The 13,413-nt window shown below is 47.0% G+C and carries 11 protein-coding genes; 3 read left to right on the top strand and 8 right to left on the bottom strand.

The window, feature by feature from the left end; translation table 11 throughout:
- Nucleotides 1-88: 88 nt before the first annotated feature.
- From AC0VYG_RS06695 to AC0VYG_RS06675, 5 genes are all read right to left on the bottom strand, one after another.
- Entirely contained in the window at nt 89-1,942 is a 1,854-nt protein-coding gene (locus AC0VYG_RS06695) for a feruloyl-CoA synthase (RefSeq protein ID WP_475431540.1), read from the bottom strand.
- A 150-nt stretch (nt 1,943-2,092) separates the two neighbouring features.
- Nucleotides 2,093-2,860 carry an SDR family NAD(P)-dependent oxidoreductase gene (locus AC0VYG_RS06690; protein ID WP_475431539.1) on the bottom strand — a complete coding sequence of 256 codons (768 nt, stop codon included), beginning with the start codon at nt 2,858-2,860 and terminating at the stop codon, nt 2,093-2,095.
- A gap of 22 nt (nt 2,861-2,882) precedes the next feature.
- Complete coding sequence (locus AC0VYG_RS06685; protein ID WP_475431538.1) at nt 2,883-3,647, bottom strand: crotonase/enoyl-CoA hydratase family protein; 765 nt, start codon at nt 3,645-3,647, stop codon at nt 2,883-2,885.
- A gap of 254 nt (nt 3,648-3,901) precedes the next feature.
- A complete protein-coding gene (locus tag AC0VYG_RS06680) occupies nt 3,902-5,110 on the bottom strand; it encodes a thiolase family protein (protein ID WP_475431537.1) in 1,209 nt (402 codons plus the stop codon).
- Nucleotides 5,111-5,124: 14 nt separating this feature from the next.
- Nucleotides 5,125-6,693, bottom strand: a complete 1,569-nt coding sequence (locus AC0VYG_RS06675; RefSeq protein WP_475431536.1) for an acyl CoA:acetate/3-ketoacid CoA transferase — start codon at nt 6,691-6,693, stop codon at nt 5,125-5,127.
- 332 nt (nt 6,694-7,025) lie between these two features.
- On the opposite strand from AC0VYG_RS06675, the gene AC0VYG_RS06670 reads away from it, so the two are divergent.
- The gene (locus tag AC0VYG_RS06670; RefSeq protein WP_475431535.1) at nt 7,026-7,478 is read left to right on the top strand and encodes a MarR family winged helix-turn-helix transcriptional regulator; all 453 of its coding nucleotides are present in this window, start codon (nt 7,026-7,028) and stop codon (nt 7,476-7,478) included.
- A gap of 275 nt (nt 7,479-7,753) precedes the next feature.
- Nucleotides 7,754-8,608, top strand: a complete 855-nt coding sequence (locus tag AC0VYG_RS06665; RefSeq protein WP_475431534.1) for an inositol monophosphatase family protein — start codon at nt 7,754-7,756, stop codon at nt 8,606-8,608.
- Between the two features lie 42 nt (nt 8,609-8,650).
- On the opposite strand, the gene AC0VYG_RS06660 is transcribed toward AC0VYG_RS06665, so the two are convergent.
- Nucleotides 8,651-9,574: a LysR family transcriptional regulator gene (locus tag AC0VYG_RS06660; protein ID WP_475431533.1), complete on the bottom strand. Its 924-nt coding sequence runs from the start codon at nt 9,572-9,574 to the stop codon at nt 8,651-8,653.
- A gap of 117 nt (nt 9,575-9,691) precedes the next feature.
- On the opposite strand from AC0VYG_RS06660, the gene AC0VYG_RS06655 reads away from it, so the two are divergent.
- On the top strand, nt 9,692-11,608 hold the full coding sequence (locus AC0VYG_RS06655) for an FAD-binding monooxygenase (RefSeq protein ID WP_475431532.1): 1,917 nt from the start codon (nt 9,692-9,694) through the stop codon (nt 11,606-11,608).
- Nucleotides 11,609-11,687: 79 nt separating this feature from the next.
- On the opposite strand, the gene AC0VYG_RS06650 is transcribed toward AC0VYG_RS06655, so the two are convergent.
- Both AC0VYG_RS06650 and AC0VYG_RS06645 read right to left on the bottom strand, forming a co-directional pair.
- The gene (locus AC0VYG_RS06650; protein ID WP_475431531.1) at nt 11,688-12,314 is read right to left on the bottom strand and encodes a TetR/AcrR family transcriptional regulator; all 627 of its coding nucleotides are present in this window, start codon (nt 12,312-12,314) and stop codon (nt 11,688-11,690) included.
- Between the two features lie 72 nt (nt 12,315-12,386).
- Nucleotides 12,387-13,259, bottom strand: coding sequence for a dimethylarginine dimethylaminohydrolase family protein (locus AC0VYG_RS06645; RefSeq protein ID WP_475431530.1), 873 nt, complete (start codon nt 13,257-13,259; stop codon nt 12,387-12,389).
- Nucleotides 13,260-13,413: the final 154 nt, after the last annotated feature.

The raw sequence follows: 13,413 nt of genomic DNA, 5'->3' as shown, positions 1-13,413 counted from the left end.
GCCATAATAACATCGTCGTCTTGATGCTATTATGGCGCAACAAACCAGACTAACTAGTAACCCTGACCCCTTGAGTGATCAGCACCACTTAGATGCTAATCACCTCATCGGCGATAGGTTCTTGATACAAAAGAGCGATTTGATCAGGACGATTATCTTGCACCGCACGCTGATTTAACGATCCTTTATCCGTCACTTCGTGGGCATCAATACTGGGCGCTTTGGACTGCAAAATAATGCGTTTTACCAAAGTAGAGCTACCGGTGTTGGATTGAGAAAATTCCACCAGTTTTTCTCTGAAGGCTTCACGTACGCTGCTATCGCGAACGATATCCTCATGAGAAACCTCTTCATAGCCCGGCATAATTGCACGACAATGGTTCCAATCAGGAAACACCATTGCTGTGACGAAACCTGCGTTTGCACCACATATCACCACGTCTTGAACAAACGGCGCCAGTGCACTAATCAGCTTCGCCTTAATAACACCGGAGCTCACCCAGGTACCGCTGTCCAATTTGAAATCTTCAGAAACACGTCCATCAAAGCGGAACCCGCGATGAGGGTTTTGCTCATCCACATAAGCAAACGCATCCCCAAGACAATAAAACCCTTCCTCATCAAACGCTTTTTTATTCAGCTCAGGCTGACGCCAATAGCCTGGCATAGTGGTCACCGCTTTAACCCGCGCTTCCATCTTCCCCTCATTGGGAACCAACTTGACCGTCACACCGGGAGCAGGCACACCGATCACCCCTGACGCGGACTCTTCAACGGAAGCAAAGGTGGCAGACGGTGCTGTTTCAGTACAACCAAGCCCCGTTAACATAGGGATTTTCTTGCCAGTATACTGGATGGCCAAGGCATCGAGATCGTCCCAAATATGTTGAGCTAAACCAGCGGCCGCAAAAAAGGTAAACTGTAGCCGCGAGAAGAACGTTTCTGCTAAGGCATTGTCGGCTTTCAAATGCTTAACCAACAGCTCAAACCCTTTTGGCACGTTAAAGTACACCGTTGGCTTAACGTCCACGATGTTTTTCAGGGTTTTATCAAACAGTTTTTCGGTTGGCTTACCATCGTCCAAATACAAAGCACCGCCATTGTATAGGGCAATCCCTACGTTATGATTGCCACCAAACGTATGGTTCCAAGGGAGCCAGTCCACCATAACAGGTGGTTTCTCTGCTAAAAATTGCATAACTTGATGAATCATCACCTGGTTAGCACAAATCATTCTCTGGGTATTGGTCACCCCTTTTGGGAGCCCTGTTGTACCAGAGGTAAATAAGATTTTTGCCACCGTATCACCATTCACTTCAGCATTTTTAGCCTCGATTACAGGATCCACTGGGTGATCCCAAAACGCATCAAATGAAATGGTTGGGTTGGTGATTTTTTGTGGTTTAACATCCCCTTTCATCACTGCGACAGGAGTACTGGTATCCGAGCAAACGGCCTGTATGGCTCTTTCATAAGGCGCTAGCTCATCCACCACAATCAACCCAGGCGTTAAAACATCAAAAATATGCTTAAGCTTGGTATAATCTGTTGCGATTAAAGAATAGGCTGGAGAGACAGGGGAATGAGCAATACCCACATACATCCCTGCTAACGCAAGCATTAAATGCTCAACACTATTGCCGCAGAGAAAAACAATTGGGCGCTCCAAAGAAACCGGTTGCTTAATCAACCAAGAAGCAATCTGGCGAACACGTTGCAGGGCTTGAGAGTAGGTTACCTCATCCCATTCACCATTATCATTACGCTGTGCAACGAACACTTGATCTGGCGTTTTATCCGCCCACAAAGCAAGCCGATCGGTCCAACAACGTGCATAGTCATTCAGCGCCTTCTGGCTACTGATAATTTGTACCCCATTTTCCCTATATTCTATATCAATAGGGTGAGCAGTCACTTTGATAGGATGAAATTCACCATTCATTTTAAGCTCCTAAAACCACGTTGGTTATTTTTATGTGGTTAAAGTTTTAGGGAAGCGACCATCATAGCCACAACCAATATTATTGTTATTCTCTCGACGGGACAGAAGCCCATCAGCGCTGGCGATAGCAGGATTAGCTCGTCAAACGAGTTATTTAGCGGCCATCCGCAATGCGCCATCTAAACGAATCACTTCGCCATTTAACATGACATTTTCAATGATATGCTGTGCCAAAGCCGCATACTCATCTGGCTCCCCCAAACGAGAAGGGAACGGAATAGCTGCCCCCAACGATTGCTGAACATCTTCTGGCAGCACATCCATCATCGGCGTTTTAAACAAGCCTGGGGCAATGGTCATTACTCGAATACCAAAGCGTGCAAGCTCACGGGCAATTGGCAACGTCATTGCACATACCCCACCTTTAGACGCTGAATAGGCTGCTTGACCAATTTGCCCATCAAACGCCGCAACAGAGGCTGTATTAATGATCACGCCGCGTTCTAAATTCTCTGCTTGTTCGTTATGCTGCATTTTGTCAGCCGCCAAACGAACCATATTGAAAGTCCCCAACAGGTTGACTTTTAAAGCGCGCTCAAAGCCAGCTAAACTGTGTGGGCCTTCACGCCCCACCACCCGTTCAGCACCAGGAATACCAGCACAATTGACAATGCCGCGAATCGGTCCAAAGGCGTCAACCGCTTTATCCATACAGTTTTGTGCCGACGCTTCATCAGACACATCGGTCGTCACAGCCTGAACGTGTTCGCCAAGGTCTGCAGCGACACGCTCCAACCCTTTTTCATTCATATCCGCTAATGTAATCTTTGCCCCCAAACCATGGAGGCGGCGAGCTACCGCTTCACCAATACCAGAAGCCGACCCAGTCACAATAAAATGATTATTTTTGATTTGCATATTAATTGCTCCAATGAAGGTATTAGGAATTCTTTTTACGATTTAGAAAGGCATCTATACGCGCTTTCACTTCAGGACTGGTTTGCGTCACACCACAGAGTAAAGACTCGGTGTACATGCCCTCAGAAGCCGACATACTGTTAATATGACGTAATCCGGTGGTCATCGCCCAGTTAGAATATTTAGAATTGGTTGCGATCGTCTCCGCAACTTCACGTGCTTTTGCTAATGACGTACCATTGTCAACCACATAATGAGATAAGCCTATACGCAACCCTTCTTCTGAATCGACATTACGGCCAGTCAGCATCATTTCCGTCATTCGGCTGGTACCAATAACATTCGCCACATTGACCGATGCGCCACCGCCGACAAAAATGCCGTGGCGACCTTCTGGTAATCGATAAAAAGTGCCCGTTTCAGCAACACGTATATGGGCACAGATTCCCAGCTCCAAGCCACCACCAATAACAGCCCCCTGCATCGCCGCCACAACAGGAACCCCTGAATTCTGGATATGGCCAAAAACGCGATGCCACATATTAGAATGCTTCACCACTTCAAATGGCTCACGGGCGGTGTGCTCAGTTAAATCTAATCCTGCACAAAACTCAGGGCCTGCCCCTGATAACACAATGACACTCACCTCATCACTCAGATTGATAAACACATTTTCAATCTCAAGACACAACTTATCATTGATCGCATTCTTCTTTTCAGGGCGATTTAACACTAGATGGCCAATGCCATCTTCTACGGAAAATTTAATGTACTCGTACGTTGCCATGCGTCTGCCTCTATTCTTATGGTTATGCAGCCAAGGTCTGCCCATGTTGTTTATATCGTAAATAAATCATTAAGGTGATAATAGTTGTACACATAAACAAATGTCAAACTCAACATTCTATGATTATTGAAAATATTTAAATAAATCGGTGTGTTGCTTCCTGAAAAAAGCCATCCGAAGATGGCAAGTCTTACACCAACGGAACATCATCACCATTCGCCCTCCTGTGCAAACGGTGAACAAAAAGACCAAGATTAGCGTTCGGACACTTTAATGACGGCAGCCATGCCCGTATCACCCGCCGCACAACCAGTAAACAAGCCATAACCTCCGCCACGAATCGCCAGCTCCTCAATCATCTCAATAATGGCACGTAGTCCGGTTGGCCCTTGAGGGTGCCCCCAAATCAAAGAACAGCCATAGTTGTTCATCGTCATGACATCAATATTCAATGCCTTGGCCAGAGCCACATCGTTCACCGCAAAAGGATTGTGCGTTTTGATTGCATCAATTTGTTTAATATCAAGATTCGCCATTTGCAGCGCGCGTTGTGCCGCCTCAATAGGAGCCGCAGGCATGTAAGCCAAATCATCCCGAGCTTGACCAAACCCCAAGACTTCTACTTTGATTTCTGGACGAGTTGACAGGGCCTGAGCTTGATCACTATGACAAACAATAATCGCCGCATTACCATCCGCCGGATGAGTTTGGTTACCAAAGGTGATCACTCCCCCTTCCATAATGGGTTTCAGCTTCGCTAGCCCCTCAGCCGTCGTAGGAAAAACCCCTTCATCACCTGTCAGAACCGTTTCTTCTTTTTTAAAGTTTGCGGTTGGCACAGACAAAGGCAACGTCATAAAGCGCTTTTGGAATGCCTGGTCGTCTTTCAAGGCTTCTTGATATTGCTCATAACGACGTAGGGTAACGGCATCCAACTCTTCCCTCGAAATATCAAAACGCTTGGCAACATTTTCACCGGTTTGCATCATGGAATGCCCCCCCATTGGGTCATTCATCATGTTGTATGTCACCTGTGCTTCGCTCTGACCGTAGCCCCCCATGCCTTTTGGATTTGGGTAATAAATCTGTGGACCGTTAGAACAACGATCAGCCGACATCAGCAATGACACTTTCGCCATGCCACACATGACTTCCGATGACGCCGCGAATAAGGCCCGTGCACTGGTTGCGCAGACCTGATTAACCGCATGACCTGGGGTACGAATTGCGCCAATATCATACAAAGCCCAAGGGGCACCGTTAAAAGATTGATACTGATTAATGGTCATGCCCAACACACCAGAATCAAAAATCAGTGGGTCAATTTCGCGTTTGGCCAGCTCTTGCTTCGCAACATGAGCAGCAAACTTCATCGAATGCAAATACTGTAGCGAGCCTTGCCACTTGGTAAACGGCGTACTCCAATAGGCACCATAAGGAATTTCAACATTGTTAATAGACATAAACTTACCCCTTGTTATCTTGTAGCCGCTACTGCCATGGCTTTCGTTAAACCGCCCCATTGCTCATAAAAGATCTCTTCCGGCATGGTTTTCAGATCCTCAGCAATCACTGGTTTGAAATCCATCATATCAAGCACATCTTTTTGTAAATCCAGCCCCGGCGCGATTTCTGTTAACACCAAGCCTTCTTCCCGTAGCACCAAGACACAACGCTCAGTAATAAAGAACACAGGCTGTTTATTGGCTTTCGCCACCTCACCACTAAAGGTAATATGATCCACGGATTCGACAAATTTCTTCGTTTTGCCTTCTTCCACCACGCGCACTTTTCCCGCTTCGAAGGCTAATTTCGCGCCATTCACCAAGGTACCGCAGAACACCACTTTTTTCGCACTTTGCGAAATATTAATAAAACCGCCCGGACCAACCACTTTTGGCCCAAATTTACTAACATTCAAATTCCCGTTTTTATCCACTTGGGCTAGCCCAAGAAACGCCATATCCAAACCACCGCCATCGTAAAAATCGAACTGCGCTTCATGGTTAATAATCGCTTCTGGGTTCCATGCCGCCCCAAAATCACCACCTGAAGCAGGAACGCCTCCATAAGTCCCAAGCTCTGTCGTCAAAGTAAATAATTGAGCAGCGTTTTCTTCTGCCGCCACCGACGCCACCCCATCAGGCATACCAATACCTAAGTTGACAATCGCCCCTTCTGCTAGCTCCATGGCCGCACGACGGGCAATAATTTTGCGATCAGAAAATTTTAAAGGAGGGATACCATTGGATGGCACACGGGCGTTACCTGCTAAACCCGGGTTATAATCCGTAGTGATGGTTTGCATATGGTCTTCTGCTGGAGCAACCGTGACATAGTCAACTAATACCCCAGGGACTTTGACTTCTTTAGGAGGAATGCTGCAAGCCTCAGCAAGATACTTCACTTGAGCAATCACGATGCCGCCGCGATTTTTCGCTGCTTGCGCCATAGACAAAATTTCTGCCATCATGGCTTCTTCTTCAACGGATAAATTGCCTTTTTCATCTGCCGTAGTGGCTCGAATCACCACTACATCAACTGGGAAGCTTTTATACAAAAGCCAATCTTCCCCTTCAATTTCAATACGTTTAACCAGCTCTTCTGTGGTAATGTTCGTTACCTTGCCACCATCGATTAATGGGTCCACATACGTCCCCATTCCGACTTTGGTAATCACACCCGGCTTGTTACCGGCGATCTGACGCCATAAAGTGGTCAAAACCCCTTGGGGCAATAAATAGGCTTCGATTTGGTTATCCGCGATCAAGTTCGCCATTTTTGGGGCTTGCCCCGTATGACCAGACACCAAGCGCTTTACCAACCCTTCATGGGCTAAATGGGACATGCCCTTTTCTTTGCCATTACCACAACCGCAGTCATGAACTAAGGTTAGATTCTGCGGGTGGCCTGTTTGCAAAAAGCGCTCTTCAACAGATTTCGCTACCGCCTCAGCAAAATACGACATACCAACGGTAGACCAAACCACACAGTCGCCATCGTTAATCAGGCCCGCCGCTTGGTCCAAGGATATTACCTTGCTCATAAATCACCTTCTTTATTTTAGATTTGTTATAGAATGAACCGGATGAAACATTCTATTGTTGTACACCACAACAGTTATTTTTGTAAATGATTATTTTGCTAGTCTCGCCAAAAAGGCTTAAAAAAAGAGAACGAAAAGGAAGCAAACCCTAAGAGCAGATAAAAGCACGGATAATGGGAGATAGGAGCTACACTATTTGATAGCGCATACAACAATTAAGCATTACAATTATAAAAATTGAATAATAGATATAAAAATTGAATAATACTCCCCTAGGTATGGCTTCACAGAAATAGCCATCTAGATGAATACAGAGAACTTACGAGGAAGCCATGGCTCAAACCGATACAATCAACGACACCGATATTGACTTTGGAATGCTAGCGGAATCCGTCGGTTACCGATTACGACGCGCACAGATGAACTTCTTTGCAAAGTTCAGCGAAGTCTGCTCCGATTTAGGTATCAGCCCTGGCCTTTTTTCCGTTCTAGTGATCGTCGAAAAAAACCCAGGACTCACGCAAACTGCCGTCGCACAGGCCCTTGGTAATGATCGATCTGCGATGGTGGCCGCGGTCGATAAACTGGAGAGTATGAAGCTCATCGAACGCCGTCCGGCGAAAAATGATCGCCGTTCCTACGCTTTATTTATGACCAAATACGGCCAAGAATTTTTTGAAATGTCGTCCAAAAAAGTCCGTGATTACGAAAATACCATGATGGCTAGACTACATGGTGATCATGAAAAAGACCAACTGGTTGATATGCTCAAACGGCTCGCCTAATCATCCCTAGGGTAAAAAATCTTCTCTTAGCACCATAAGAAACCATTTTTTATCTAACGCCCTTGGCAATACTCTCTAGCAAAGCTGGCCAGTTCGAATACTGGCCAGCGGTATACTCGCCAACACACCACGAATCATCACCTCCTATTTATAAAACCCTCGACAGCAATATCATGGAAAAATTGGCTAAAAAATAATCCATCCCTCCCCACTTTGCTATCTTCATCAGGTATACTGCTTTTAACGCACAGCTGAGAAATGGTGAGTGGTAGTGTATGAACCTCGATAAGCCCACACAAGCAAGACTCATAAACATCGTCCGCCAGGCAGGCCAAGAGATCGTCATGCCTAGCTTTCGCCAACTGAGTGCCGCCGATGTTGAAACCAAAAGCAGCCTTACCGACCTTGTCACCATTGCCGACAAAGCCAGCGAAACCTTTATTAGCAATGAAATTGAAGCTGCCTTTCCTGATTGGGAAATCGTTGGAGAAGAAGCCGTCGCTGACGACCCATCAAGGATTAATAAAATCGCCACCGCCGACACCTGCGTGATCATCGATCCCATCGACGGCACTTGGAACTACGCTCATGGTTTATCGGATTTTGGCATCATACTTGCCGTGGTCGTAAAGGGCATCACACGCTTTGGCTTACTCTATGACCCCGTCAATGACGACTGGATTTACGCCAATCTAGGGGAAGGTGCGTTTTTCCAACGTACCGCCATGGCGGAAAAAGGTAAGAATCAAGTGCCGACTCAAGCGCCTCTACCCTTGCACATCACCGCTGAACCCGAACTAGATAAACTCGCTGGCATCATGTCCGTTAACTCTTATAGCGATGAGAGAAAACGAGACTTTGCCCTAAAAGCGTCTCGCTTTGTACGCATCAACAACTTACCTTCTTGCCCCGCTTATCGGCAAATCGCCCAAGGCCACTTTCACTTCAGCCTAACCTACAAAATGCTGCCTTGGGACCACGCAGCGGGCGTACTGGTTCACACCGAGGTGGGCGGTATCTGCCGAACCCTTGATGGTCAAGAATACAGCCCAACCCTGCTCGATGGTGAAATGCTCGCCGCCCAGTCAGAAACGCAATGGCAGGAATTGGCGGCGTATTTTAGACACTAGTTTCTAAATAGATAGCGATTAAAAACGCCTTTTATTAGGCCTTTATAGATCCAGTCCAAAGGTTGATACGGTCTGGTCTATTCTCTTCATATAGTCGCGTAGCAAATCGTGCACTTTGATAAAGTCTGGCCGTTCACGGTTTTCATTTCTCGACCATAAGGCAATATCTCGCCTTGGCCCAAGGGGGCCTTCCACTTTAATCATCTGCGCCTCAGACACGTCCCCCGTCATGAGCGTCATTCGCGCCGGCATACGCACCAACATATCTGACGTATTCAGAAGGTGAAGCACCGAGCGAATACTCCCTGTAAAAGCAACGTTGGCCGCCTTCTGCCCAGCTAATTCCGTTGGCCGATCTAAAAAGCCCGCACTGGCACCCGCGAGCATCCAAGTTTGCTTTTCTAATACTGCTTGAGAAATCACGTCTCTAGAGCCACACAGTTTAGATTTTCTCCCAACAAATACCCCAGAGCGATCACGGAAAAGCAGCTGTCGATCAAGCGAGCCTTGCGGCACAGAAAGATGGGCGGGCGCAAACAGAAAGTCGAGTTCACCGTTTTTTAATAAATCGATCTGGGCGGCGGCTGAACTGGTACGAAAGTGAAAAACATAACGTTTTTCGTGCAAGAAGAATTCCGTCATTTGCTGCACGGTGGCGAACTCCCACAAAGGGTCCACACCCACCACAAACTCATTGTGATAACCGTTGTGGAATTGACGGATCACCTCCTCCGCTTGTTCTGTTTCCGCCAAAATACGCTCGCCAATACTGGCAAGTCGAGCACCAATATCCGTTGGTTCCACACCATAACGGGTTCGAATCAATACCGGTGCCTCGACACGCATTTCCAGCTGCTTAATGCTGCGGGTTAACGTCGGCTGGGTAATATACAGCTGCTCACAGGCTCGACTTAACGATCCTTGCTTCACCACGATGGCCAATTGCTTCAATAAGTTAGGATTCATATATGCAAATTCTTTTAGTCTGGATCTAAATATCTATTTTTCCTTATATCTGAATTTAGTTAAAGTCCTTATAAGCTATAAAAATAACTTTTAAGAAAAAGAATAAGAGGACTCCTCATGCAATTTTATGAAAACGGTTTTCATCCCGGTAATCCACGGATCAATGATCCCAAAGATCGCGTTATTGCCCCACCATTAAAGCAACCGCTACCAAAAAAAGTTGATGTAATGATCGTTGGCTGTGGCCCCGCTGGCCTGAACCTTGCCGCACAGCTTTCTAAGTTCTCGACAATTTCTACCTGCATTGTTGAACAAAAAGACGACCGCCTCTTGGTAGGCCAAGCCGATGGGATTGCGTGCCGTACCATGGAAATATTTGAAGCCTACGATTTTGCCGATCAGATCAAGCAAGAAGCCTACTGGGTAAATGAAATTGCCTTTTGGCGACCCGATGATCAGAAGCCGGAAAATATTGTGCGTACCAGTAAAATTCAAGATGTCGAAGATGACTTGTCTGAAATGCCGCACGTCATTGTCAACCAAGCACGCGTTCACGATTTTTTTCTAGACATTATGCGCCGTGGTGCCAGTAAAATTGAGCCCCATTACTCACGTAAGTTGCTTGATTTAGAAGTCGATTACAACCATCCAGATTACCCCGTGACACTACAATTCGAACGTTTGGACTCGCAACATCTTGGTGTCATTGAAACCGTTCAAGCAAAATATGTCGTGGGCTGCGACGGGGCGCGCAGCACCGTGCGCAAATCCATTGGCCGTGAACTAGTGGGGGATTCCATCAACCAAGCGTGGGGCGTCATGGACGTTCTTGCCACCACAGATTTCCCAGATATTCGACTCAAAACCGCCATCTATTCGAACAATCAAGGCAATATGTTGATCATCCCTCGTGAAGGGGGCTACATGGTTCGTCTATACATTGAATTGGATAAGCTAAACGAAAATGAGCGTTTTAATCGTGAAGCCATTACGCCCGACAGCTTAATTGCAGCGGCGAACCGCATCATGGCGCCCTATCATATCGACGTGAAAGAAATCGCTTGGTGGAGTGTGTATGAAATTGGACAACGCCTAACCACCGCCTTTGATGATTCAGAAACCGACCGCGAGCCTCACGTATTCCTTGCAGGCGATGCCTGCCATACCCACAGCCCAAAAGCAGGGCAAGGCCTGAATACCTCACTCAATGACACGTGGAACCTGGGCTGGAAAATGGCCCATGTACTGACAGGCAAAGCTGACCCCTCTCTGCTTCATACCTACTCGGAAGAAAGACAGAAAGTCGCTCAGATACTCATCGACTTTGACCGAGAACTGTCCACTATGTTTAGCGCTAAACCTAAGTCAGCAGACAATCCAGATGGCGTTGATCCCGCTGAATTTCAACGATATTTTATGAAATCTGGCCACTTCACAGCGGGCGTGGCCATTCATTATCCCGCTTCCCGATTAGTCGGCAAGGATCAGCATCAAGCCTTAGCAACGGGCCAAATACTTGGCAAGCGCTTCCATTCGGCCAAAGTAACCCGTCATGGGGATGCCAAAGTCGTCCATCTCGGTCACTCAGTCAAAGCCGATGGCCGCTGGCATATCTTTGCCTTTGCTGGCAAAGAGGCCTTTATGTCTGAGTCTTGTCGAGTCAACGCCTTATGTAATTTTTTACAAGAGGATCCACACTCCCCTATCAATACCTACACGCCAAAAGGCTCGGACATCGATTCTATCATCAGTCTCAGCGCCATCTTCCAAGAAGCGCATCGTGATGTGGAGGTGTCGGCACCACATCCACTATTGCAACCATTAAAAGGCACGCTTGGCCTGAAAGACTACGAGAAAGTATACAGCGCCCAAACAAGAGAGGGCTCTTTCTACGATAAGCGCGGTATCGATAAGGAACAGGGCTGTATGGTGATCGTTCGCCCAGACCAATATGTGGCCGATGTTTTGCCTTTGGATGATTACGATCGTCTGGTCGCTTTCTTTAAAGACGTTTTAATCAAACCAGCAGACTAGCAACATTTGTGAGCGTTTGTGGATGGTCTTCTCTTACTCCTTTTTGCGAGCCCTTTCGAGGGCCATCCATCTTTTTAATCTACCCATCTTTTTCATCTAAACTGAGTTGTAATACCGACGAAGCGGCGTGCAACCCCAGCTGTTCTAATTCCCCTTTGGCAAACTTATCGGTTGCTAAACTGCCTTCTAACCAAAGTCCATCAATAATCGCATTCACTTGAATGGCGAAGCGCTGCACCGCCTTATCGTCCAACACCTCATCTTCTTGCTGAAAAGAGTCGGCGATTAACACCGCCAGAATATCCGTGGTATCCACATAAGCTTCACGGCGAATGGTCGCCATTTCAGGATCGCTGTAGGTTAAAGGAAGAAAGTTCGCCCACAACAAAACCGTTCGCGGCGCCACAATCGGCGGGTTCAGGGTTGCCCGAATAAACTCGCGTAAACGGACTTTTGCCGGGACAGACTCATCCTCTACGCCAACACGTGCCGTCACATAAATATGCTCCAACAGCGCCGCATACGCGGCACGAATCAGCTCATCTTTGCCCGAGAAGTAAAAACGAATTAAACCATTGGTCACCCCCGCATAGTCGGCCACTTTGCGCACCGTCGCCGCTTGCAAACCTTCTTGGGCAATACACTCAAGGGCCGCTTCAATCAAGGCTTGGCGACGCTTATTGCTTTCTCTTCGTTTTGTTTCCATGGTGTTAATTCGCTTTTTACCAATAAATCTATAGAGACAATGTCACGAAATGACGAGCGAAACCAAGCATGGTTAGGCACGTAAGATAGTATTGGTTAAGCACGTCGGCCCACCTTCACAGGCAATACAAAGGGCATCGCCTTCAAACACATGTACCGTACAACCTGCCTCTTCCATCATTTTTTTGGTTTTTGGGAAGCCATCAATCATGATGCATTCGCTTGGCTTCACCGGCAGTACGTTTAGATTCAATCCACCGCTTGCCAAAAACTCTTCCGCTGGTGCATCCAACAGAGTAAAGCCTTCTTCAAGTAAAAGTTGATAAAAGGCCGTTGGCATTAGAGGAGAATAAATCAGCGCGAGCTTATCATCCAAAGGGGAAATCATCGACATGAGATGCAAGCAAGCTTCTGCCCCTTGCCAAACGGGTAAATCAAAACCAATGACAGTGATCTCATAAGGATTCAAGATCGCATTCAGCTGCGCAATGCCTTCACGGTTAGAACGAAAGCCACAGCCCACCACAATGGTTTTGTCGTTTAGCCAAATAAAATCGCCCCCTTCAATACGCCCATTGCCAGTAAGCTTACCAATAACAGGCACATCAGCGGCTTCATAAGCCTCGCCATGCATCGCAGGCTCTGGCACCCGCAAAGGTTTGCCCATGTTGAGCAACACCGCACCGTGATCCGTTACCAAAGAAGCATCTTGGGTGAACATGGCATCACAAAGGCCATCGCCATTATCTTCAAGCCAAGTGATTTCCGCGCCAGACTCAGCCACCAGCTTGGCAAACACATCGTATTGGGCAATGGCTTTGGGGGCATCAAACAGACTGCCGTAATGCCATTCGTTGGCATCCGCCGCGAGCAAACTCTTACCTGGACGACGCATTAACACACGCTTGATCGGTGCGACCATGGATTGACTGCCAAATGTTTTCATCTCTTTTCCCCTCACCCTTCTGTGTTTCGCATTAGCACGAATTCTAAAAATTCAACGGATAAGCGACATTATTATGCACTTGCATAAAATTATGCAAGTGCATAATAAAAATTTTAGCGACAAAAAAACCGAGCACTTAGCTCGGTTTCTTAAA

It is taken from the genome of Marinomonas sp. 63XJN7_7_ISO-PGPR-S23-202, assembly GCF_056173505.1.
This window is presented reverse-complemented; position numbering and strand designations above follow the sequence as displayed.